Raw genomic sequence first — 23605 nt, 5'->3', positions numbered from 1 at the left:
GCCGCCTCCCTGACGACGGCCCCGGTCGGCCCCTTACGGTCGCCCCTCTGCATTCCGTCCCCCTCAGCCCCGCCACCCCGCAGGGCAGACCATCGAGGCGCACATGCTCAGCACAGCTGCCCTTCTGGCGAACGGCACCCCGGCCCAGCTCCTGCCCGCCCGAGAGCTCATGGCCTTCACCCTGGCCTCGCACATCCTGCTGGTCCCGTTCGGCGTGGCACTGCCGTTCATCACGTTGCTCATGCACCACCGGGCGCTCCGCCGCAACGACCCCGTCGCCCTCACGCTCGCCCGGCGCTGGTCGGCGGTGATGGCCGTCCAGTTCGCCATCGGCATCGTCACCGGCACCGTGCTGTCCTTCGAGTTCGGCCTGCTGTGGCCCGGCATGATGGGCCGCTGGGGCGACGTCTTCGGACTCGGGTTCGGCGTCGAGGCATGGGCGTTCTTCCTTGAGGCCGTCCTGATCGCGATCTACCTCTACGGCTGGCGCCGGCTCAAGCCCTGGACGCACTTCTGGCTGGCCGTACCGCTCCCGCTGGCGGCCCTGATGGGGGCGTTCGGCATCATCGCGGCCAACTCCTGGATGAACACCCCCCAGGGGTTCAGCCTCGACGCACAGGGCAAGCCGGTCCACGTCGACGTGCGGCAGGCGGTCTTCACACCGATCTTCGGCCCGGAGTACTGGCACTTCGTGGTCGCGATGCTCCTGACCGCGGGCTACGTGGTCGCCGGTGTGTATGCGGTCGGCTGGCTGCGCGGGCGCCGCGACCGCTACCACCGGCTCGGCTTCACCGTGCCTTTCACGGTCGCCGCGATCCTCACACCGGTTCAGTTCATGCTCGGCGACTCCGCCGCTCGCGCCGTCTTCCACAAGCAGCCGATCAAGTTCGCCGCCATGGAGATCGTCTGGAAGACCGACACCCACGTACCGGAGTACATGTTCGGACGGCTGCACCCCGACGGGACGATCTCCGGCGGGCTCAAGATTCCCCAACTCGACTCGGTTCTCGCCGGCTTCAGCACGAAGACCAAGGTGACGGGCCTGTCGTCGGTCGCCGCGAGTGACCGCCCGACGGCGACTCAGGCCACCATCGCCCACTGGGCCTTCGACATCATGGTCACCATCGGCAGCGCGCTGATCCTGCTCGCGCTCTGGTACGCCTGCTCCTGGTGGCGACACCGGGACAACCCTGGCAGCCGCTGGTTCTACCGCTGCGCCGCGATCGCGGGAATCGCCTGCCTGGTCACCGTTGAGTGTGGGTGGATCACCACGGAGGTCGGGCGGCAGCCCTGGATCGTCTACCACCACATGAGGGTCTCGGAGGCGGTGACCAGTACTGGGGCCGGGGCGCTGTGGGCGATGTTCGGCATCGTCATGGCCGTGTACGTGGCCGTGTTCGGCGCGTTCCTGGCGGTCGTGCTGAAGATGCGCACCCGCTGGCGCATCGCTGACGAGGGCTCGGCCGCCGTACATGCCGAACTGCCACCGGAGGCCGACACACCCTATGGGCCCAGAAGCGAGCCCGAGCCCTCAGCTGCCGGGGCCCCGCCCGCCGGCGGGTCCGATCACACCCCTGGCGGTGCGTCGTAATGGCCGCATTCATCGCATGGGTGCTGGTGCTCGCGATCGCCGCCTACGCCTGCGCCGGGGGCACCGACTACGGCGCGGGCTTCTGGGACCTCCTGGCCGGCGGCGCGGAGCGCGGCAGGCGGCCCCGCTGGCTGATCGACCACGCCATGGCACCGGTCTGGGAGGCCAACAACGTCTGGTTGATCTTCGTCCTGGTCATCATGTGGACCGGCTTCCCGACGATGTTCCAGGCCGTCTTCTCGGCGATGTGGCTGCCGCTCGCCCTCGCCGCCGTCGGCCTGGTGCTCCGCGGCGCCGGATTCGCCCTGCGCAAGCCGACCCGTCGCCTGGCCCAACGACGCATCTACGGCGCGGTGTTCGCCATCTCGTCACTGCTCACGCCGTTCTTCCTCGGGACGGTGCTCGGCGGCATCGCCGCGGGCCGGGTCAAGGTCGGCACGACCGCCTCCGCGGACGCCTGGGCCAACGGAACCTCCGTCCTCGTGGGACTGCTGGCCGTCGCCGCCACCGCGTTCCTCGGGGCGGTCTTCCTCTGCTCCGATGCCCTGAGGTACGGCGCCGACGACCTCGTCGACTACTTCCGCCTGCGGGCGCTGATCGCCTTCGCCGCGGTTGTCGTCCTCGCACTCATCGGCCTGCCCGTCACCCGCAACGACGCCGGTTACGTCCGGGACGGCCTCACCGGGGGCCCGGGCCTGCTCCTGATCATCCTGGCCGCGGTCTGCGGTCTGGCCACGGTCCTGCTCCTGTGGCGCCGCTCCTACGGAGGGTCCCGCTACACCTCGGTGGCGAGCGTCGCTCTGACCGTCGGCGCCTGGGGCTTCGCGCAGCGGCCCTATGTGCTGCCCACCTCGCTGACGGTGGCCGAGGCGGCCGGCGCCGCCCACACGCTGCGCTGGCTGGTGATCGTCACGGCCATCGCGATCGTGCTGGTCGGTCCGGCGCTGGTGCTGCTCTACCGGCTGGCCACCATGGGGGAGCTGGAGGAGCTCACCGACGCCGACACCCGGGCCGCCGGAGTCCCTGGGGACAACCTGTAGCGGCGCTGCGTACGACGCACCGTCAGCCCAGCCGGGCGGCGATGTGGTCGCCGACCCGCAGGGCGTTGGCGATGGCGGTCAGGGACGGGTTCACGGCGCCGATGCTGGGGAAGAAGCTGGTGTCCACGACATAGAGGTTGTCGAGGTCGTGCGCCTTGCAATGGACGTCGAGGGCCGAACTCCTCGGGTCGTCGCCGAACCGCACGGTGCCGGCCTGGTGCGCGGTGGCGCCGATCGGCATGCCCTTGTGCAGATAGATGCTGTGATCCAGCAGGTGGTGCTCGTGCATGCCCAGATGCCCGAGCATGCCCTGGAGCTTGTGCTGGAGGCGCTTCAGTGCGGCGATGTTGTTCTTCTCGTCGAGGGTCAGGTGGATGGCGTCGTCCTTGTCGAGGGTGACCCGGCTCCCGGGCAGCGGGAGGTCCTCTCCGCACAGCCAGAAGTCGACGGCGTGGTGCGCCAGTACCTCGAAGGGCATGTCGGGCGAGACCGCGCCGGCCCAGCGTGGTGCCTCGCCATGAATCTGCTCGGAGTCCGACTTGCCGAGCATCTGAATGCCGCCGAGCGGATACTCCCAGTCGTCCGCGCCCAGGTACCAGTCGTTCAGCGCCAGGGTCTTCTGGAATCTGGTGGGATTCGGTTCCTTCGACACCGCCATCAGGGCCAGGTTGTTGTGACGCATGTAGTGGCGTCCCACCACGTCCGAGCTGTTGGCCAGGCCGCCGGGGTGCTTGTCGTTGGCCGAACGGAGCAGCAGGACAGCGGAGTTGACCGCGCCGCAGGCGACCACCACGATGTCGGCGCTGAATCCCTCGGTCGCTCCGTTCTCGAGCTCGGCGACGACCCTGGTGACGGTGCGTCCGGTCGCGTCGGTCTCCAAGCGCCGCACATGGGCGTGGGTCACCATCGTGACATTGCCGTACGAGAGCGCCGGGTCGACGCAGATCACCTGCGCGTCGGACTTCGCGCCCATCAGGCAGGGGAAGCCGTCGACCCGGTCGCACCGGATGCAGACGCTGTCATGGGTGGCCCGGCCGTGCTCGTCCTGGGTGAGGTTCACGCCGATGGGCAGGTGGAAGGGGTGCAGGCCGGCCTTCTCCAGATCGTCGCTGAGCTGCTGGATGCGCGCCTCGTGCTCGACCGGCGGGTATGCGTACTGCGCGCTGGTCGGCCCTCCGGTGGGGTCCTCGCCGTGCCGGCCGTGCACCAGGTAGAGGTGTTCGGCCTGGGTGTAGTACGGCTCCAGGTCCTCGTAGCGGATCGGCCAGGCCGGAGAGATGCCGCCGTGATGGCGCAGTTCGCCGAAGTCCTCGGGCCGGAGCCGGAAGAGCGCGGCGCCGTAGAACTTGGTGTTGCCGCCGACGTAGTAGTTCACCTCCGGGGGGAACTCCTTGCCCTGCTTGTCGTACCAGAACTCGGGGGCCCGGTACTTGCCCTTGACGAAGACGGCGGTGGAGTCCCAGTTGTCCCGCTCCCGCGGCAGGTAGCCGCCGCGTTCCAGGATCAGGACCCGCTTCCCCGTGGGGGCCAGCCGGTGCGCGAGCGTACCGCCGCCGGCTCCCGTACCGATGATGATGACGTCGTAGTGCTGATCGTCGGTCATGAGAGGGTCCCGCTTCTAGGAGTCGTCGGCTGTCCTGGCCGTCGTGCCCGTCCGGGGACCGCTGCGCTGTTCCGGAGGGGCACCCGCACAATCGGGATATTTCCGTGCCAATTTCCAAACTAGGGGGTGGGTTGGGTAGCGGCGACCCGGGAGCCGGACAGGTGCGTCGTCACCCGATCTCCCGCACGGTGCGTACCGCCTCGTCGACGATCGTCCGTGGGTCGGCTGTCGCATCGACGGTCAGGCCGGGCTCGTCCGGCCGCAGCGGTTCGAGGTCGGCGTACTGGGAGTCCAGCAGCCGGGCGGGCATGAAATGGTCCATCCGGCCTGCGACCCGTCGGTCGGCGGTCGCCCGGTCGAGCGCCAGATACAGGAACCACACGCCTGCGCCTGCCTGGCGGAACAGATCCCGGTACTCGTGCTTGAGTGCCGAGCACGCCACCACCCCGCCCTGGCCGTCGTGGGTTGCCCTGCGGATCCAGTCGGCGACGGACATCAGCCACGGCCGGCGATCCTCGTCGTCGAGCGGGTGGCCTGCGGCCATCTTGGCGCGGTTCGCGGCCGGGTGGAGGTCGTCCGCCTCCAGGAAGGGCACCATGAGCCGCTGCGCGAGTAGCCCTCCCACGGTCGACTTCCCTGACCCCGAGACGCCCATGACCACCACGACCGAGGGCATCGCGGTCAGAGGACGGCGATGGGGTTGACCGGTGACCCGGTGGCATCCGGCAGCCTCAGCGGGGCGATCACACAGAGGAACGACCAGCGCCCCTCCGCCGCGCAGAGCGGCGCCAGGTCCTCGAACTGCAGGTAGTCCAGCAGGTGAAGGCCCATGGCGTGGATCGCCAGGACATGCACGGGGAAGTCGACGCCCTCGGTGGAACTGGGGGCGGTGTCGTTGTTGCCGTCGCCGCCGAGCACGGCGACCCGCCGGTCTGCCAGGAACTCCAGCGCGGACGGATGGAGTCCGGCGCGCGCGTCCGCCGCGTGCCAGGCTCCCAGTTCGGCGCGGCGTCGGCGGTGGCCGACCCGGACGAAGAGAAGGTCGCCCTCGGTCACGCGGACGCGCTGGGCGGTCTCGGCCGCGGTCAGGTCGTCGACGGTCACATGATCACCCGGTTCGAGCCACCGCACACCACGCAGCCGCGGGATGTCCAGCAGCACTCCGCGTCCGACGATCCCGTCGCGAGCGGCCTCGATGGAGAGCGTGGTGGCCCCGTCCGCCGTGACGCTGCTCGCGGCCACGCCGCCGTGCAGCGTGCCGTCGAAGATCACGTGACAGAGGGCGTCGATGTGGCTGTCGGCGTCGCCGTGCACGTTCATCGCGAAGCTGTCCCTCGCGAAGTGGAGCCCGCCCGGGACGTCTTCCTCCGGCTGCCCGCTCATCCGGTGCCTCGCGGGCTCCGGATTGTCCGGACCGGGCAGCGTCTCCACCGGCGCGGCGAGCGTCACCGTCCGGCCGGTCCGCACCTCCCGGGCGGCGGCCAGCACCCGGGCGGGAGTGAGCGCGTCCAGAGCACCCCGGTCCCCCGAGGCCCAGGCGGCGCGTGAGAGCAGACGCCGGTACAGGACGTCGAACTCGTCCGCGGTCAGCCGTGGCGGTTTCGCCGGGCGGGCATGGGTGACCATGCGTCAGCGCCCTTGCTCCGCGTCGAGCGCCTGGTCGAGAGTGGTGGCCGCCATGATGAGCGACAGGTGGGTGAACGCCTGCGGGAAGTTGCCCAGTTGCTCCCCGGTCGGACCGACCTCCTCGGCGAAGAGCCCGATGTGGTTGGCGTAGGTCTGCATCTTCTCGAAGGCGTAGCGGGCCTGGGCCAGCCGGCCCGCCCGGGCCAGTGCGTCGACGTAGAGGAAGGTGCACAGACTGAAGGTGCCCTCCGAGCCGCGCAGCCCGTCCGGCGATGCCGCGGGGTCGTAGCGGTAGACGAGGCTGTCGGAGACGAGCTTGCGGTCCATCGCGTCGAGCGTGGAGAGCCAGGCCGGGTCCTTCGGTGCGATGAACCCGACCCTCGGCATGAGCAACAGGGAAGCGTCCAGGACGTCACCGCCGTAGTGCTGGACGAAGGCGCCCTCCTGCTCGCTCCAGCCGCGTTCCATGACCTGCTCGAGGATGGCGTCCCTGGCGCTGCGCCACTTCTCCACGTCGGCTGGCCTGCGGAAGTGCTCGGCCAGGCTCAGCCCATGGTCGAAGGCGACCCAGGACATCACCCGGCTGTAGGTGAAGTCCTCGCGGCCGCCGCGGGTCTCCCAGATGCCCTCGTCCGGCCGGTCCCAGGCGTCGGCGAACCAGTCCAGCGCCCTGGCCATCGCCTTCCAGCCGCGGTAGGTGGCCTGCTGCCCGATCTCGCGGCCCTGGGACACCCCGTAGAGGGCCTCACCGTAGATGTCCAGCTGGAGCTGGTCGGCGGCGCCGTTGCCGATGCGGACGGGGTAGGAGCCGCGGTAGCCCTCGAAGTGTTCGAGTATCTCCTCCGGCAGGTCCGGATTGCCGTCGATCCGGTACATCGTCTGGAGCGGCTCATCCTCCTTGCCCTCGCGCTCGTGCAGCCTGTCCACCAGCCAGTGGACGAAGGCGGTGGCCTCCTCGACGAAGCCGAGGTCCAGCATGGCCCGCACGGACAGCGAGCCGTCGCGTACCCACGTGAATCGGTAGTCCCAGTTCCGCTCTCCGCCGATCTGCTCGGGCAGGCCCGTGGTGGCAGCCGCGATCAGAGCACCCGTGGGGGCGTAGGTGAGGAGCTTGAGGGTGATGACCGAGCGGTGCACCAGCTCGGGCCACCGTCCCCGGTAGCGGGACTGGTGCAGCCAGTTCTGCCAGAAGAGGCCGGTGTCGTCGACCTGTGCGGTGAGCCCGTCGACCGTCAGAGGTGCGGGCGCCTCGCCGCCGGAGGCGCAGACCGTGAACACGGCGCCGCCCGACTCGCCGGCCCTCAGCGTCACCCTGCCGTACACATCCTGGCCGTCCCGCTCCAGCGGGAAGGAAGTCTGCAGGTGCGCGTCCATCCCCGGGGCGCGGAACAGGCCGCTGTTCTCGCCGAGCTCCAGCCGGTGCTCGGCCCGGCCGTAGTCGAAGCGCGGCCGGCACTCGAGCATGAAGTCGACGGTTCCCCGCACGGCACGCACCACGCGTATCAGGGTGTGACGGTCGCTAGCGGTGCGGGTCCGGTCCGGCGGCATGAGATCAACCACCTCGCCCACGCCGTCCGGTGACATGAACCGGGTCACCAGAATGGCCGTGTCGGGGTAGTAGAGCTGCTTGCAGGTCGCCTCGGGGTGCTCGGGAGCCAGCCGCAGATACCCGCCGCCGTCGTGATCGAGCAGCGCGGCGAAGATACTGGGCGAGTCGAACCGGGGAGCGGCGAACCAGTCGACGACGCCCTGCGACGAGACGAGCGCGGCGGTCTGCAGGTCGCCCACCAGGCCGTGCTCGGCGATGGGAGGGTAGCGATCCATGGCTGCTCCGGCGTCTCGGAATGGCCCCTGGGGCCACTATCCGCCACTCGGGTGGCCCTTGCCACGTCGCGGTGGTTGACGGCCGCTCGCCCGCTGCCGCCGCCCACGGTCGGGCCGGCGCCCTTACGGCGCCAACGGCGGCCGGCCGCAGACCCGCCGCGGCCAGGGCCTTCGCCGGTCGTCGAAGTGACCACGGATGCCGGAGCCGAGTAGCGCACTCGGCTTGCCGACCCCCTCCCTTCGGGCGTTACTGACGGGGTTCGACCGGTCACAGACGGGTCTCCCGATTCCGGCGCTCGGGCGCCGCAGCGCCGCGGTGTGCCCGCCGGCCGGCGATGGAGGTTGTGCATGGAGATGATCCACGTCCGACTGGTGAGTCCCCCTGATCTCACTCCCCGAGCAGTGGGACTGCTGACCGGCGACCGCTATGTCTTCAACCTGGTCATCCTCCCTGAACAGGCGCGCAACCCCGACGGCGACGCGATCGAGTGCGACATCCTGGCGGGTGCGGCCAACGCCGTGCTGCGCGGGCTGCGCGAGCTGGGAATCGACCGCCGCGGATCCCTCGTCATCGAACCGGTCGAGATGGCCTTCTTGGGTACAGCGGCCGAGGCGCAGCAGAAGCAGCTCGGGGCGCTCGCGCACGCGCCGGTCTGGGCGGAGGTCGAAGCCCGCATCCGCGCCGAGGGCACCTATCTGCCGAGCTTCTATGTCTACCTGGTCATCGCAGGCGTCATCGGGGCGGTGGGAATCATCACCAATTCCCAGATCCTGATCGTCGCGGCGATGGTCGTCGGACCGGAGTACGGCGCCATCACCAGCGTCGCCCTGGGCATCGACCGCGGCAACGGCACCAGGGTCCGGCAGGGCTTGTTCGCCCTGACCGCGGGATTCCTGCTGGCCATCGTGGCGACCCTCCTGTTCTCGTGGGCGATCCGGGGCTTCGGTCTCCAGCCTGAGGCATTCGACCTGGGCCTCAGGCCGGTCTCCTCGCTCATCAACACCCCCAACGTCTTCTCCGTGGTCGTTGCGGTGCTGGCCGGCATCGTCGGGATCGTGTCCCTGACCCAGGCCCGGACGAGCGCGTTGCTCGGTGTCTTCATCTCGGTCACCACCATCCCGGCCGCCGCCGACATCGGCGTCTCCTGCGCGTTCTCCAGCTGGAGCGAGGCGCGCGGCTCCTTGATTCAACTCCTGCTCAACATCGTGCTGCTGATCGTGGTGGGCGTGCTGATGCTCAGATTCCAACGGGCCGTCTGGCGGCGCATCAGCCGGGGCAGCGGGGTCTCGGGCGGCAGGTGAGGCCGCCGCCCCGGCCGGCTGCTTTTCTGCGGCCCCCAGAGGGTGAACGTGCCGGGCGATTCCGCCCGCAGGAACGTGTCGCGCTTGACCGGGCCGGTGCGGGACCGCACCCTCCCGACGAGGGGCCCGACGCCACAGGCCACCACGCCCATGTCCACGGACCCGGCGGACCGAGGAGGCCACGCGTGCAGGAGAGCCGCACCGGACGGCAACTGACCCTCCGCCACGGCGCGCACAGTGCCGTCATCGTCGAGCTGGGCGCGGCGCTCCGGTCGTACGCGGTCGGTGAACGTCCCGTGGTCGACGGATTCGCCGAACAGGACCAGATCAACGGTGGGCGCGGCCAGATCCTGGTGCCGTGGCCCAACCGGATCCGGGACGGCCAATACCACTGGGGCGGGCAGGACCGGCAGCTTCCGCTCACCGAGCCTGGAGGCGGCAACGCCATCCACGGGCTGCTCCGGTGGGTCGCATGGCGGGTCGAGGAAGTGAGTGACAGCCGGGCCGTTCTGGAGGTCCCGCTGTGGCCGCAGCCGGGCTACCCGTTTCACCTGCACGTCCGCGCCGAGTACACCCTGGGTGAGGGCGGGCTCGAAGTCGCCGTCACCGCGCGCAACCTTGACGCGAGCGCCGCACCCTACGGCTTCGGCCAGCACCCTTACGTCATGGCGGGCACCGCCGTCGTCGACCAGGCGGTGTTGACCGTCCCCGCACGGACGTGGCTGCGCACCGACGAGCGCGGCCTGCCGGTGGCCGCCGAGCCGGTCGCCGGGACCGAGTACGACCTGCGAACGCCACAGCCTGTCGGAGCGCTCCGGCTGGACACGCCCTTCGGCGACCTCGACCGGGACGCGGACGGGCGGAGCGTGGTCCGTCTGGCCCACCCGTCAGGTGCTCTCGGTACGGACGTGTGGCTCGGTGAAGGCGCCCACTACGTACAGCTCTACACGGGCGACACCCTCACACCGGGGGATCGACGGCGCGCGCTCGCCATCGAGCCGATGACCTGCCCGCCGGACGCCTTCCGCAGCGGCACCGGGCTCGTCAGCCTCGACCCCGGCGAGCAGCACACCGTCCGGTGGGGGATCACGCCGTGGGGTGGGTGACGGCGCCGTCACCCACCCCAAGGAGCCTCCCGTGACGACGGACCAGGTGCTCATCGGCGTGGGCCTGATCCTGCTCCTCGCCGTCGGATCGCAGATCCTGGCCGGCCGCCTGCGCGTCCCCGCCCTCATCGTCCTCCTGCCGGTCGGCTTCGCCGCCGGCGCGCTGATCGACGACGTCAATCCCGAACAGTTGCTGGGGGCGGCGTTCTCACCACTGGTGTCGCTGGCCGTCGCAGTGATCCTCTACGACTCGGGTCTCGGACTGGATCTGGCGCTGCTGAAGGGGCACACCCGCCGTGTCGTCGTCCGGCTGATCTGGATCGGTGTCCTGATCACCTGGCTGCTCGGCACGCTTCTCGCCGCGGCGCTGCTGGGCATGTCCCAGCGGGCAGCCGTCATGATCGGCGCGATCCTCGTGGTCTCGGGGCCGACGGTCGTCGGACCGCTGCTCAGCTTCGTGCGGCCCAAGGACCGGCTCCAGCGCATCCTGATCTGGGAAGGCTCCCTCATCGACCCGGTCGGCGGCATCCTGGGAGCGCTTGTCTTCCACGCGGTCGTGGCGAGCACGGGCCACCATTTCGGCACCGTGGTGGGAGGTTTCCTGGCCAGCGTGGGCGTCGGAGCCGCCGGGGGAGTGGTCGGGGCGGCTCTGCTGTGGGCGCTGTTCCGGGTGCTGCGGCTCGGCGAGGTGCTGGGCACCACGGCGCAGCTCGCCGCCGTGATCGGTGTGGCGGCGTTCTGCGACGTCCTGCGCGGCGACACAGGACTCATCGCCGCCGTGGTGATGGGCCTGGCGGTGGCCAACCTCCCCGGCATCGACGTCCCAGCGCGTCGGCCGTTCTTCGAGACCCTGGCCAGCCTCATCCTGGGCCTGCTCTTCATCTCGATCTCGGCCACCGTCACCCCGCATTCGCTGCGCCATGTATGGCTGCCCGCGCTCGGGCTCGCCGTCTTGCTGGTTCTGGTCGTCAGGCCGCTGGTCGCGGCCGTGTCAACTCTCGGCACCGACCTGACGCGCGGCGAGCGGGGCTTCATCGGCTGGATGGCGCCGCGTGGCATCGTGGCGGCCGCAACGGCGTCGACGTTCTCGGCCGCCTTGGTGGCCAAGGGGATCGGCGGCGCGTCGGAGATCCTTCCGGCTACGTTCGTGGTCATCGTCACGACCGTGACGCTCTATGGCCTGACCGCCTCGCTCGCGGCTCGGCGCCTGGGCGTTGTGCGCCCCTCCCGCTCGCGTCCGCTGCTGGTCGGCGGCGACCCCTGGGTGGTCGATCTGGGTGTGGCCCTGAGGTCGGCAGGGCTGGAGGTGCTGATGTGGTCAGGGGAAGAGGAGCAGCGCGAACGCATCCGGCAGGCAGGGATCGAGCTTGCGCCCGGGGAACTGCTGGCAGCCGCCACCGGTGGTGCTGCCGAGTTGGAGGGCATCACGGCGGTGTACTTCCTTACCGCCGAGGACGACTTCAACGCACTGGCGGCGGTGATTCTGCGTGGCACCGTGGAGGAGACGGTGCATCGCCTCAACGCACCGCCCGAGAGCCACGGCGTGGTGGCGCCGTTCATCGGCGGCGAGATCCTGTTCGGCGCCGATCTGACCTGGCCGGCACTCGCCCGCAAGTACGCGGACGGGGCTGCCGTCCTGGCACAGCCCGCTGGTGATTCGCTGCCGCCCGACTGCGATCTGCTGTTCCTGGTGCGGCCGGACGGCCGCCTCGACCCGGTCATGGAAGGCAGCACACCGCTGCCCGGCCCGGGGGACACGGTCGTCCTGCTGGCCCCGGGCGGGCGGGGAGGCCGACCCGAGGTCTGAACCTGCCGGTCCTGGGGCTGGGGCCAGGACCCCGCCAGAGGTTCAGGCTTCGGCCCCGAAGGCCGTGCCACACCTTCCGAGCTGACCGTGGCGCTCCACGTCGCTCGGCCCCGAACGATGCCCTCAACCGGGGCGTGAGCCGGTCTGTTTCGGCCCCCGTGACGCGATACGGTCCACCTCCCAGCAAGCCCGCGCTATAGGGGCAGCCGTGAGACCGCGTGAGAGTATCGCGCATGCGCGCAGCGGCGGGCTGCTAGCCAGGCATTTCATGCACGGCGGCGTAGAGCTGCGCCGCCATCGGCGCGTGTGCCTCGGACAGTGCCGGCTGGGGCTCTGCCCATACGGCCGGGCCGTTCTTCACCGGGTCTTGTTCCGGTCGAACCAGATCGTGGCGAATGTCGGCGCGATTCCTGCCCAGAGCAGTACCTGCGGCAACGTCCGCTCTTCCCACGGGACTTGGGTGATCAGCAGGGCGCACAGCATGGCCCAGACGGCCTGGGCCACCACGATGCGGGCCCACCGGCGGCGGCGTATCAGGGACTGCACGTTGAGCCGGACGCCGGCGCGCCGCCGCCGGTAGCGGAGGAGGGCACCGACGAGCCAGATGGCGGTCATCGGCACGAGGTCCCACAAGCGCTGGCCAAGTGGCAGTGGCAACTCCCGCTGCACCTCGCCCTCGACGGCGAACAGGTCCATCCCCGCCCCGGCGAGGCAGACGCAGAGCAGAGCAAGCCACCGCACGCCGCGCAGCATGCGGTACGTGGCCTGGTCGAGACCGCGCTGCAGCTCGGTGGAGTCCGGCGCGGAGGCAAGCCCGGTGGCGTAGAGGTCGGCGGCCTGGGGGGCCTTGACGCCCGGGGCCTCGGCGGCCTTGCGGGTCTGCGCGGCCAGGGCCTCGGCATGGGTGGGGTCGAGTCGGAGGATGGCGCGTTCGAGCTGGTCGGCGCGGGTGATGTTGCCCGAGAAGGTGGCGATCTGGTGGGCGATTTCGTGGGCGTAAACCTCTTCGGGGCCCAGCCGCAGCGCCTCCGAGGCCAGGTCGGCCGCCTCGCGGTAGACAAGGTCGACCTCGTGGGGCTCGGGCTTCCTGGAGCCGTTCGCCTGGAAGTAACGGACCATCGACATGCGGCACACGGCGTCGGCGAGCATCGTGTAGCCGTACCAGTGCTGCGGGTCGGCTCGCACCGCCTCGCGCAGCACGGGCTCGGCCGCGCGCCATGAGCTGTTGGGCCCGCTGGTCAGTGCCTTGGCGCGCAGGATGAGTACGTAGAAGTCCTCGGGGGCGATTTTGAGGGCCTCGTCGGCCGCCTCCAGGGCTTGTTCCGGCTGCTGCATTTTGAGGTGGCAGTAGCCGAGCTCGATCCAGGCGCGTGTGTCGCCGGGGTCTTCGACGAGGTGCTGCGACAGCAGGGCACGGGCCTGGTCGTAGCGTTCGAAATCGATGAGGGCCTGGGCCTGTTCGACAGCTGGGTGCAGTGTGGTCACAGTTTCCGCTTCTTCTTCAGATAGGCCACCAGGTCGTCGTACATCCCGCCGTCATTCGCGTACATCGCCACGTTGCGGGCAGACGCGAACCACGGCTCCGTCGAGGGCGCGATCTGTCCCGCCGCGGCCAGCAGGTCCTTCATCCCGATCAGGCGTACGGTCCCGGTACGGGCCGAGTCCAGCAGCGCGTGCTCGGCCGCGGCCTCGCACACATGGGCCAGATCGGCGCCGGACAGGCCGTCGGTGGCCTTGACGAGCTTGCCGAGGTCGACGTTCTCGATGGGCCGCTCACGCAGGTGATAGCGGAGGATCGCCTCCCGGGCGGGCCCGTCGGGCGGCAGCACCAGCAAGGTCCGGTCCAGTCGGCCGGGGCGGCGCAGAGCGATGTCCACGTCCCAGGGCACGTTGGTGGCGGCCAGCACGAACACACCCTCGTTCGCCGCCGCTTCGACTCCGTCCAGCTCGGTCAGCAATTGGTTGACCGTGTTGCGCATACCGCTGCTCTGGGTGCGGCTGCGCTTCCCGCCGAGCGCATCCAGTTCGTCCAGGAAGATCACGCACGGGGCCTGGCGGCGGGCAGTTTGGAAGAGCTCGTGCATGTTGCGCTCGGAGTTGCCGATCCACATGTCGAGCACATCGTTGACCGACACGGACAGGAAGTTCGCCCCGAGCTCACCGGCGACGGCCCGCGCGATGAAGGTCTTACCGCAGCCGGGCGGCCCGTACAGCAGTAGCCCCCCTCGCAGACTCTTGCCGTACAGGCGGCGCAGCTCCGGATTGCGCAACGGCGCCAGAAAGGCCGCCTCCAGCCGCTCCTTGACCTCCTGCATGCCGCCCACATCAGCGAGGCGGACGGGCCCCGGGCGTTCCACGTCCCAGGCAGCGGCGTCTCCAGGGTCACCGCCGCCGTCGACGGCGAGCGGCGCCTCAACGAACCGGGGCGGCACGGCATCACCGACCTGATCCTGGGCCGCCTTCCAGTCGAAGCCCGGGCTCGAAGCGGGGGCGGGAGACGGCCCGAGCACCGAGTCCTGTGGCGGCACGGCGGCGGGGGCGGGAGGCCGGGCGGGTACCGGAGCTTGTGGCGGCGAGGGAAGCGCGGCTTCGCCGGGGGTACTTGCCGGAGTATGTGCCAGGGCCCGGACCATCAACTCGCGTGCCTGGACATCGCCGGGCGCGTGCTGCAACGCCGCAGCAACCTCCCCCACCGCGGCGTCACCGTGCCCCGCGCCCAGCAGCAACTCGGCGAGGTGCAACCGTAGGGGTACGTCATCGGGCGACGCCGCAACGGCGGTGCGCATGCTCTTGATCAGGGGGGATTCCGCCGACATGGCCCACACTTTACGGAACCGGCGCGAGTGACTTGCGGGCGCCCGCGACGTGCTCTGCGCACGACTTGCTGTGTGAGGACGTCTCGAGGACCCCGATCATCTGTGGGCCGTCGCCCTTTTTTCGGGACGCGCGGCCTGGCCTTGCGGGCGCCGGCCGCGTACTGATGGGCCCGGCACGACGTCGAGTCCACACCGACCATGCTCCAGTCGATCCGTCCGCTGAGATCGGCATCGACTTGGACAGCGTGGAGGATTCCGTCCCAAGTGCCGTCCGCCGACCAGCGGCGATGCCGTGAGTAGGCGGTCTTCCCGGGTCCGTACCGGTCCGGCAGGTCCCGCCAGGGATCCAGGCAAGCCACCGACAGTGCGGGCCCCGGCAGTAGTCCAATGCCACGCCTGTTGGGCATCGGCCGGCGCGCACGGAGCACGCCGGCCGAGGAGGGCAGCAAAGTGACCGGCCGTGGGGACCGGCCTTCGTCTACGTCACTTCTTCAGGTCCTTCTCCACCGCGGAGTTGAAGGCGGCCACGCTGAACGGTGCGTCCTTGCCCTGCAGGGAGTCCGGGCCCAGCACCGTGCCGTTGAGCTTGATCGTCGGGGTGTTCTTGACGTCCTTGACGGAGTTGAAGGCGTTGGAGACCTCCAGCGCCCACCGGTCGTACGTGCCGTCCTTGACGGCCTTCTGGAAGGCGGCGTTCCCCTTCAGAGCCGGGACGGTGTTGGCGACCTTGATCAGGTAGTTGTCGTCGGCGAACTTGTCCGGGCCGCGCTCGTTCGGGTGGAACTCCTTCGAGTACAGCGCGTACTTGTACTTCAGGAAGGCGTCCGGGCTGACGTTGAGGGAGGCGCCCAGCGCGCTGAGCGCGTTCTTGGAGCCGGTGCCCTGGAGGTTGTTGTCGAGGAACGTGCCCAGGTGGTAGGACGCCTTGTACTTGCCGTCCTTGATGTCCTTCTCGACGGTGGCGCCGACGGTCTGCTCGAACGCGGCGCAGTAAGTGCAGCGCGGGTCCTCGAAGAGCTCCAGGGTGTTCTTGGCGTCCGCCTTGCCGACGACGATCGTGGTGCCCTTGGGGCCGCTGGTGTTGGCGGGCTTGACCAGCGGGCCGGTGGCGGCCTTCGCGTCGTCGCCGCCCATGGTGGCGACCGCCACCCCGATACCGCCGGCTATCGCCAGGACGCCGACGATCGCGCCGCCGACGATCAGCTGCCGGCGGAGCCGGTCCTTCTTCGCCTGCCGCTCGCGCTCGGCGCGCAGCCGCTCGCGGGCTGCCTGCTTGTTGGCCTGGTTGTTGCGGTTGCTCATGGCTGTTCCTGCTCCGTGCGAATCCGTGGGTCGGGTGGGTGCTGTGGTCTACGCGGCGAGCGCGCAGGGCGGTCCACGGCGCACGACGCAGTGCACGAGCAGGGGGACGGCGCGGGCGGGGTGCCCGGACCGTTCGGGAGCGGGCGCCGGGCGGCGCGGGGCGGCGATGGCACTGATGACCGCGACGGCGAGGAGCAGCGGGCGGAAGGCGAAGCCGGCCACCGCGCCCAGCAGCCGGCCCAGCGCGGCCTCCCCACGGCGCAGCCAGCCCGCGGCCAGCAGCCCGATGACCAGATGTGCCGCGAGCAGGACCGGCCAGCTCACTGGCCCGGCCTGGTCCTCGGGCAGCCGCGTCAGCGGTGCCCCGATCGGGTCGCACAGCAGCGAGCGCAGCGGACTGGCGACCGGGCTGCCGGCCGCCCCGTAACAGGTGTCCTGACCCAGACTGAAGACCAGATCGGCGGCGAGTTCCAGAGGGACCAGCAGCGCGGCGATGCGCCAGTATCCGCGCTCCTGGTCGGCCAGCGCATAAGCGAGGACGAACACGGCGGTGCTCAGCGCGGCGACGGTGGTCAGCGGCAACGGCATACGGGACAGCAGCACATGGGACGCGGACGACAGCGTGACGCACAGCGCCGTGAAGAGCGCCGCGCGCAGTGCCCGCAGATGTGCCGCCGAAATGTCCATCGCAGCCGAGTTTGCCATGGGCAGGGATAAGCAGCGGGTTAGGGGGTGAAGCCGTACGGACTGGAGGATACGGCGCGTACGGAACTCCTCGGACCCGTGGTCACTACAGGCCGGGAATCCGGCCGTTCGGAAGAGGTCCACGAACATCTGGTGGACGACACGGGCGCGGGCGCCGGAGGAGTGCGCGAAGTCCACCAGCAGCGAGGCGAAACCCTCCTCGTCGGCCGCGATGGCCGCATCGATGGCGCGCTCCGTCCAGGTGACGGACCGTCACGTTTGTGGCTGTCTCGTTCGCCGCGAAGTGCCGCACCCGGGAGGGCGACGAACTCGCCTCGGCGAGGAGGCCAGCGCTGGCGCTGGTCAAGGAAAAGGCAACCGCATAACACGCAGGCCGATCCTTCTTCGGGCTCAACCGCTCACGCACCAGGTAGGCAAGCTCGTCCCGGTTGGGAGGGCGATGGTGCTCCGCAGGCGGGCACGGCGGCCCTCGGTGTGGGATGGCGCGTGCTGGCAGCGGGCCTGTGGCGTGTCCCTATAGGCGGCAGCCGTTCATCGGTTGCCTTCACGGTTCCGACCACCCCAGCGGTCGGTGCCAGCACTCCACACGCCATCCGATCGGCAAGCGACCGGTCGCCCCAAAGTGGCCGACCACTCCAACAGCACCGCCCGGCTCCGCGCGGTTGAGGTCGTTCTCGCGTGGCGAAAGCGATGCCGTCCGAGAAGTCTTCCAGCTGGTCAGACCCGACTCTCAAGAACCCGCGTCATAGGGGCAGCTGAGACGAAGCCCCCGCCGGAATGCTCCGGCGGGGGCTTCTGCGCGCTGTGGTGCTGCGACGGCGTGTGATATCCGGCGTGGCACCGTAGTGCTCCGGATCACCGACTGCATCGGTGCTGGAAGGGGGTGTCAGGCCCCCTTGCGCAGTCGTTCCGTGATCTCGTGGCCGATGCCGGGGGTCACCCGATTGTGCGGGGTGACGATGCCGAGTGCGGTGGCCGAGTCCGTGGCGCGCAGGTCGACGACGGCTTCGGCTATTTCGGCGAGAGATAACGCTGCCGTATGGGCACGACGCCACGCGACAACGCCGGTCCCGGCAGCCACGGCAGCCAGGGGCCACCACAGCAGTGCGAGCATCGCGTACAGCGCGGCCCGGGCGCCGGGTGGTGCTGTTCCGGCGGGTCGTACCGCCGACGGAGGTGAGGCGCCCTCAAGGTGGAGGCCGACGCCGGGCCGAGGCCTTTCAGAGTGCTGGGTTCTTGCGGGCGAGGGTCATGCGCAGTCCCGCAGCGGTTCCGACAGTCGTCCCAGCAGTCCCGCGACCAGGGAGGTCTGGGCGGGCACCGTGTCGGGATAGATGAACTCGCCCCGGGCGTGGGCGTTGTCGCCGACTGCGCCCATGCCACACAGCACGGGCAGGCCGAGGGCGGCGACGAAGTTGGCGTCGCTGGCGCCACCGACGGAGGCGTCGGGCAAGTCGCCGCGGCCCTGCTCGCGGGTGACCTCGCGGGCGAGGGCGAGGAGGCGGGCGGAGGAGGCGGTCAGGGTCATCGGCGGCCGGTTCCAGGCGTGGTCGATCTCGATGCGGACGCGGCGGTCGCTGACCCTGATGGCGTCCAGCGCATCGTCGACCCGGAGCTGTTCGGCTTCGCTGCTGACTCGGACGTCGATACTGGCGGTGGCCTGCCCGGCGACGACGTTGGTGCCGGAACCGCCCTTGATGAGCCCGGTGTTGATCGTGGTGCCCTTGCCGGGCGCGGCCACGGCCGCAGCGGCGACCACGAACTCGGCCAGCGCGGTGATCGCGCTCGCGCCGTCCTGAGGTGCGAGCCCGGCGTGTGCCTCGACGCCGGTGGCCGTTACCCGGAAGATCCCACAGCCCTTGCGGGCGGTCTTGACCGCACCGTGGGCGGTCGGCTCCAGCACCAGCGTGGCGTCGGCCTTCTGCGCGACCTCCTCGATCACCGGCCGCGAGGACAGCGAGCCGATCTCCTCGTCGCCGTTGAAGAGAAAGGTGACGGTGGGCACCGGTACTCCGCTCGCCCTGGCCAGCTTCAGGGCCCAGATGCCTTGGACCAGGCCGGTCTTCATGTCGAAGATGCCCGGCCCGCTGAGCTTTTCCCGGCCGTCGTCGGACCCCTCCGGCTGCTCCCATCCGGCGAGGGTGCCGGTCGGCCATACGGTGTCGTAGTGGCCGACCAACGCGATGTGCCCGGCGCCGGTGCCGGTGTAGGTCAGAGTGAGGGTGTCGCCGCACTCGCCGCCGGGGTGGCGCTGTGCGTGGTCGGGTCGGCCGAGTCGGTGGACGGTGAGCGAGTGCAGACGGTCCAGGCCCGCCGCGAGGCCGGGCAGGTCGTAGCTGCTGGTCTCGTGGCGGACAAGAGTCAGGATGTCGGTGACGATCTCTGGCGAGACCTCCTGGGCGCGTGCGGTGAGGGCGGCAGCGGGAAGTGCGGTCATGGTCTGCTTTCTCGTACGGGGCTGGGGGCGGTGTTCCGCAGAGGGCCGGGTCAGCTGACACCGAAGGGGAGGCCCAGCAGGTACCAGGCCACGAAGAACGCGATCCAGACGACCCAGACGACGGCGGCGATCGGGATCGTGAGGGAGGCCAGGGTGCCGATCCCGGCGGACTTGCGGTATTGCTGGATGAATCCCAGGGCCATCACGAAGTACGGGCTCATCGGGGTGACGCAGTTGGTGACCGAGTCGGCGACGCGGTAGACGGCCTGGGTGGTCTCGGCCTCGATGCCGATGAGCATCAGCATGGGCACGAGCACCGGGGCGGCCAGCGCCCACAGCGCGGAGCCGCTGGTGATGACGAGGTTCATGAACGTGATCAGCACAGCGAGGGCGACCAGCACGGTCCAGCCGTGCATGTGCAGGTCGCGCAGCGTCTCCGCGCCCTTGACGGCGAGGATGTTGCCGATGTTCGTCCACTTGAAGTAGGCGAGGAACTGGGAGATTGCGAAGAACAGGACGAGGATCGGCGCCATCGACCGGGTGCCGTCGGCCATCGCGGCGATGATGTCGCGGGCGGCGGAGAAGGTGCCGGTCATCCGCCCGTAGACGGTGCCGAGCACGGCGAAGAACACACCCAGGACGAGCGCCATCCCGCCGACCAGCGGGGAGTCGACGAGGCCGCCGTTCTCACCGCGTAGTGGTGAGGACGAGGGGATCATGGCCACCACCAGGAACGCTATGAGGCCGACGGCGACCAGCCCGGTCATGCGCAGCGCGCGGCGCTGCTGCCCGGTGACCTCGATCGTCTCCAGTTCTTCGGCGTCCGGCGCGGCGACCGGTTCGTCGGGCTCCAGGTCCCGGCGGCGGGCGAGGACCTTGTCGACGACGAGGGTGATCACCAGGGCCACCAGGACCGACGAGCCGACCCCGAAGAAGTAGTTGGCCAGCGGGGTGACGACGTAGTCCGCGTCGATGGTGTGGGCGGCGGCGGTGGAGATCGAGGACAGCAGTACGTCGGTGGTGGTGAGCGACGGGGAGGCGTCGTAGCCGGCGGAGACCGATACGTAGGCGACGATGCAGCCGAGCACCGGACTGCGGCCCGCCGCACGGAAGATCAGTGCGCCGAGCGGCATGAGGGTGACGTAGGCGGCGTCGCCGGCGACATGGCTGACCATGGCCGTCATCGACAGGGCGAAGGTGAGGTACTTGCCCGGCACCCGCGCGACCATGCGGCGCAGCAGGGTGGAGAACAGTCCGCTCCGCTCCGCGACGGCGATGCCGAACATCACGGTGAGGATGGTGGCCAGCGGCGGGAAGGCCGCGAAGTTGTCGACGGCTCCCTCGACGGCCATGGTGAGGCCGTCCTTGCTGAGCAGGTTCTGCACCTTGATGATCTCGTGCGTACCGGGGTGCACGGCGCTGACGCCGACCGCCGCCAGTACGGCGCTGAGGACGGCGATGACCCCAGCGAGGATCCAGAACAGCCAGAAGGGGTTGGGGAGTTTGTTGCCTATCTTCTCGATCGCCGCGAAGCTCCGGAACGCGGTGCGCAGGATTCTCGACTGTGGCTCGTTGGCCTGAGGCTGAGCGGAGGTGGCACTCATCGATACCTCTTCGTGCATGCGAGGGATGTTCCTGCGAACAGTGGCATTCAAGTGAGAGATTCTCTAGCCTTTGGATGTAACGGTAGGATTAACCGGCAGTTTAGAGTGGGGGACCATGACCCGCCCTCTCCTCGACGAGCTCGACCGGCGCCTCATCGGCGCGCTGCACGTGGCCCCCCGGGCCGCCTGGGACGACATCGGCGGGATCCTGGCCGCCGACGCCAGCACGCTCAAGCGCCGTTACGACCGGCTGCACCAGGCCCGGATGGTCCGTGCGATCGGGCATGCCTACTGGGGCATGCACTCCACGGCGATGCCGGTCCACGTTTTCCTGGACGTCACCGGCGAAACCCCGCTCACCGTCCTCCACCGGCTCAGCGATCTGCCCCACCTCCAGCTCCTGGCACAGATCTCCGGCGACGACCCCGTCTACGCCGTCATCCACGCCCCGTCCGAGGCCGCCACCAGCGAGGCGATCGACCGGCTGTACTCCGTCCCCGGCGTCCGCCGCGTCAACTCCCTGCCGGCCCTCAGTACCCTGCGCCGGGGTATGACCTGGGACCCCCAGTTCCTCACCGACGCCGAACGCGCCGACCTGCTGAAGCTCACCGGCGCCCGCCGGGAGGGCACCGCGACCGCGACACCCCCCGCCAAGCCGCTCACCGAGGCCGAACGCGCCGTCGTCGCCCAGCTGATCCAGGACAGCCGCGCATCCGCCGCGAGCATCGCCCGAGCGGCCGGCCTGGCCACCTCCACCGCGCACCGCGTCGTCCGCCGGGTCCTCGATGAGGGATGGGTCAAACCGCGCCTGGAGATGGTGTCGGAATGGCTCGGCTTCCAGACCCCCTTCCTGCTCCGCCTGCGAGTGGCCCCAGGCGGAACGCCGGACGTCATGCGCCGCATCGACCAGCTCCCGCAGACCCGGCTCGCCGCCCACGTCGCCAGCGACATGTCCGTCCTCGTCATGGGCCTGGTCACCGACCGCGCCGCCCTGGCGCTCTTCATCGACCACGAGCTGGCCAAGATCCCCGGCATCCTCGCCGTCAGCGTCGACATCATGCTCGCCGAACCGCGCCGCTACTGGCTGGACCGGGACCTGACCTCCGGCCTCGGCGCATTCCACGCGCCGACGCTGCTCTAAGACGTCGTTTCCGTCGGTGAGTCGGCGGTAGCCGATGAGGGCCGCGGCCATGCCGACGAAGGGCTGTGCCGACGAAGGGCTATGCCGACGAAGGCAAGGAAGTGCCCGGCCTTGCGCTCGTAGCGGCGGTGCAGGCGCCGGCACCCGGCCGGCCAGGACACCGTCCTCCGGTGCCCGCGGAGCCGGTGCGGCTCCGCGGGCCGCCCCGCCGCTGCCGGGCGGAGAGGTTCAGGGGGTGTCGTGCACCTGGATGGCGGCGGCCGGGCAGACGGCGGCCGCTTCACGGGTGAGGGCGTGCTGGTCGTGCGGAGGCTCCGGCTCCAGGACGACGACGATTCCGTCCTCGTCGCGTTGGTCGAAGACCTCGGGGGCGATCAGGACGCATTGTCCGGCGCCGCAGCACTTCTCCTCATCGACGGTGATCTTCATATGGGGGTCTCCTTCGGTCGGGGGTCGTAGGTGTGCTGTCGTGCCGTCACCAGCGGACGGGGACCGCGCTGAGGCCGCCGACCAGCAGTCCTTCCAGGCGTTCGAGGTCGGTGGCGGGGATGTCCAGTTCGAGGGAGGGAAGCCTGCGCAGCAGAACTTCGAGGGCGACCTGGAGTTCGGTGCGGGCCAGGGCCTGGCCCAGGCAGGAGTGGGGTCCCGCGCCGAAGGCCAGGTGAGGGTTGGGAGTGCGGGCCAGGTCCATCTCGGCGGCGTTCTCGAAGGCGGTCTCGTCCCGGTTCGCCGCGGCCATGGCGCACACCACCGTGGTGCCGTTGGGGAGGACCTCGCCCCCGATCTCGACGTCCTCGGTGAGGAAACGCCTCAGGCCGAACCCACCGTTGGCGTCGAAGCGCAGCGCCTCCTCGACGGTGCTGCGTACCAACGAGGGGTTCTCCAGGAGCCGTTCCCACCGGGTGCGGTCGGCCAGCAGCATGGCGACCATCTTGCCGATCATGTTGGCCGTCGTCTCGTGCCCGGCCACCAGCAGACCTATGCCGGTGCCCAGCAGCTCGGCGTCCGTCAGCGCCTCACCTTCGCCGCTGCTCTCCTCGATCAGGGTGCTGAGCAAGTCGTCGGTGGGCTCGGCACGTTTGGCGGCGATGTGGCCGGACATGTAGGCCACGAGTTCGCCGACCGCCGTCTGCCGTTCCTGTGCGGAGTACCGGGTGAGGTTGAGGAAGTTGTCGGACCAGTAGGAGAAGCGGTCCCGGTCCTCGGCGGGCACGCCGAGCATGTCGCAGATCACGTAGACCGGCAGCGGGAAGGCGAAGTGCGCCTTGAGGTCGCCGGAGCTGCCGCGGCCGGTCATCTCGTCGAGGAGCTGGTCCGCGATCGCGGTCATCTGGGGCCGCAGGGCGGCCATGCGCTTGGCGGTGAACCACTTGCCCACCATCCGGCGCCACCGCTGGTGGTCCTCGCCGTGCCTCGGCACGGAGAAGGGCGGCTCCGAGGTGTCCGCTGCGGCCGACGTCGTGGCTCCCTCCTGTGCATTCCCGGTTCCGCCGTCGAGGTCCTTCCGGGTGAAGCGGGGGTCCGCCAGCATCTGCCTGACGTCGTCGTAGCGGGTCAGCAGCTTGGCCTGGCTGCCGTCGGGCACGGTGATGGTGGCCACCGGGCACGTGGCGCGCAGCTCAGCCCACTCCGCGGCAGGCTCCAGCGCGGTCTCGTAGGCGAGGGGGTACTGCCGTATCTGCTCGTTCGGGCTCATGTGCT

The 23605-nt window shown here is 70.0% G+C and carries 19 protein-coding genes and 1 pseudogene; 6 read left to right on the top strand and 14 right to left on the bottom strand.

Annotated features, from left to right (window positions below):
• Positions 1 to 103 precede the first annotated feature (103 nt).
• Entirely contained in the window at positions 104 to 1591 is a 1488-nt protein-coding gene (locus NUT86_RS00785; protein ID WP_274732686.1) for a cytochrome ubiquinol oxidase subunit I, read from the top strand.
• A complete protein-coding gene (locus tag NUT86_RS00780) occupies positions 1591 to 2631 on the top strand; it encodes a cytochrome d ubiquinol oxidase subunit II (RefSeq protein WP_159492071.1) in 1041 nt (346 codons plus the stop codon). Before NUT86_RS00785 ends, NUT86_RS00780 begins: the two co-directional genes overlap by 1 nt.
• A 22-nt stretch (positions 2632 to 2653) precedes the next feature.
• On the opposite strand, the gene NUT86_RS00775 is transcribed toward NUT86_RS00780, so the two are convergent.
• The 4 genes from NUT86_RS00775 to NUT86_RS00760 form a co-directional block, all read right to left on the bottom strand.
• Entirely contained in the window at positions 2654 to 4234 is a 1581-nt protein-coding gene (locus NUT86_RS00775) for a GMC oxidoreductase (protein WP_274732684.1), read from the bottom strand.
• A gap of 169 nt (positions 4235 to 4403) precedes the next feature.
• On the bottom strand, positions 4404 to 4910 hold the full coding sequence (locus NUT86_RS00770) for a gluconokinase (RefSeq protein ID WP_159492075.1): 507 nt from the start codon (positions 4908 to 4910) through the stop codon (positions 4404 to 4406).
• Between the two features lie 5 nt (positions 4911 to 4915).
• Positions 4916 to 5860, bottom strand: a complete 945-nt coding sequence (locus tag NUT86_RS00765; protein ID WP_274732683.1) for a cyclase family protein — start codon at positions 5858 to 5860, stop codon at positions 4916 to 4918.
• A 3-nt stretch (positions 5861 to 5863) separates the two neighbouring features.
• The gene (locus NUT86_RS00760) at positions 5864 to 7684 is read right to left on the bottom strand and encodes a glycoside hydrolase family 15 protein (protein ID WP_266438003.1); all 1821 of its coding nucleotides are present in this window, start codon (positions 7682 to 7684) and stop codon (positions 5864 to 5866) included.
• A 348-nt stretch (positions 7685 to 8032) separates the two neighbouring features.
• On the opposite strand from NUT86_RS00760, the gene NUT86_RS00755 reads away from it, so the two are divergent.
• The 3 genes from NUT86_RS00755 (at position 8033) to NUT86_RS00745 (ending at position 11899) form a co-directional block, all read left to right on the top strand.
• The gene (locus NUT86_RS00755) at positions 8033 to 8986 is read left to right on the top strand and encodes a DUF389 domain-containing protein (protein ID WP_148588252.1); all 954 of its coding nucleotides are present in this window, start codon (positions 8033 to 8035) and stop codon (positions 8984 to 8986) included.
• Between the two features lie 185 nt (positions 8987 to 9171).
• Positions 9172 to 10092 carry an aldose 1-epimerase family protein gene (locus tag NUT86_RS00750; protein ID WP_266438007.1) on the top strand — a complete coding sequence of 307 codons (921 nt, stop codon included), beginning with the start codon at positions 9172 to 9174 and terminating at the stop codon, positions 10090 to 10092.
• Positions 10093 to 10123: 31 nt separating this feature from the next.
• Positions 10124 to 11899 carry a cation:proton antiporter domain-containing protein gene (locus NUT86_RS00745; protein ID WP_159492083.1) on the top strand — a complete coding sequence of 592 codons (1776 nt, stop codon included), beginning with the start codon at positions 10124 to 10126 and terminating at the stop codon, positions 11897 to 11899.
• A 357-nt stretch (positions 11900 to 12256) separates the two neighbouring features.
• On the opposite strand, the gene NUT86_RS00740 is transcribed toward NUT86_RS00745, so the two are convergent.
• The 8 genes and pseudogenes from NUT86_RS00740 to NUT86_RS00705 form a co-directional block, all read right to left on the bottom strand.
• Complete coding sequence (locus tag NUT86_RS00740) at positions 12257 to 13384, bottom strand: tetratricopeptide repeat protein (RefSeq protein WP_274732679.1); 1128 nt, start codon at positions 13382 to 13384, stop codon at positions 12257 to 12259.
• Positions 13381 to 14715, bottom strand: coding sequence for an ATP-binding protein (locus NUT86_RS00735; protein ID WP_274732678.1), 1335 nt, complete (start codon positions 14713 to 14715; stop codon positions 13381 to 13383). The genes NUT86_RS00740 and NUT86_RS00735 overlap by 4 nt, the downstream gene beginning before the upstream one ends.
• A 92-nt stretch (positions 14716 to 14807) precedes the next feature.
• Positions 14808 to 15059: pseudogene (locus NUT86_RS00730) on the bottom strand (transposase); the annotation flags it as partial.
• 139 nt (positions 15060 to 15198) lie between these two features.
• Positions 15199 to 16017: a thioredoxin domain-containing protein gene (locus NUT86_RS00725; protein ID WP_274732677.1), complete on the bottom strand. Its 819-nt coding sequence runs from the start codon at positions 16015 to 16017 to the stop codon at positions 15199 to 15201.
• 48 nt (positions 16018 to 16065) lie between these two features.
• A complete protein-coding gene (locus NUT86_RS00720; RefSeq protein WP_274732676.1) occupies positions 16066 to 16704 on the bottom strand; it encodes a hypothetical protein in 639 nt (212 codons plus the stop codon).
• A gap of 904 nt (positions 16705 to 17608) precedes the next feature.
• A complete protein-coding gene (locus NUT86_RS00715; RefSeq protein ID WP_274732675.1) occupies positions 17609 to 17836 on the bottom strand; it encodes a hypothetical protein in 228 nt (75 codons plus the stop codon).
• 135 nt (positions 17837 to 17971) lie between these two features.
• The gene (locus tag NUT86_RS00710) at positions 17972 to 19159 is read right to left on the bottom strand and encodes a M20 family metallopeptidase (RefSeq protein ID WP_274732673.1); all 1188 of its coding nucleotides are present in this window, start codon (positions 19157 to 19159) and stop codon (positions 17972 to 17974) included.
• Between the two features lie 50 nt (positions 19160 to 19209).
• Entirely contained in the window at positions 19210 to 20763 is a 1554-nt protein-coding gene (locus NUT86_RS00705; protein WP_274740343.1) for an AbgT family transporter, read from the bottom strand.
• Between the two features lie 115 nt (positions 20764 to 20878).
• Between NUT86_RS00705 and NUT86_RS00700 the strand changes: the two genes are divergently transcribed.
• Positions 20879 to 21904, top strand: a complete 1026-nt coding sequence (locus NUT86_RS00700) for an Lrp/AsnC family transcriptional regulator (RefSeq protein WP_093647420.1) — start codon at positions 20879 to 20881, stop codon at positions 21902 to 21904.
• Between the two features lie 228 nt (positions 21905 to 22132).
• Here NUT86_RS00700 and NUT86_RS00695 read toward each other — a convergent pair whose 3' ends face one another.
• The gene (locus tag NUT86_RS00695) at positions 22133 to 22333 is read right to left on the bottom strand and encodes a ferredoxin (RefSeq protein ID WP_093647418.1); all 201 of its coding nucleotides are present in this window, start codon (positions 22331 to 22333) and stop codon (positions 22133 to 22135) included.
• Positions 22334 to 22379: 46 nt separating this feature from the next.
• Positions 22380 to 23600: a cytochrome P450 gene (locus tag NUT86_RS00690; protein ID WP_274732671.1), complete on the bottom strand. Its 1221-nt coding sequence runs from the start codon at positions 23598 to 23600 to the stop codon at positions 22380 to 22382.
• Positions 23601 to 23605 lie beyond the last annotated feature (5 nt).

This window comes from Streptomyces sp. G7(2002) (assembly GCF_028870195.1).
GTDB lineage: Bacteria > Actinomycetota > Actinomycetes > Streptomycetales > Streptomycetaceae > Streptomyces > Streptomyces nigrescens.
This window is presented reverse-complemented; position numbering and strand designations above follow the sequence as displayed.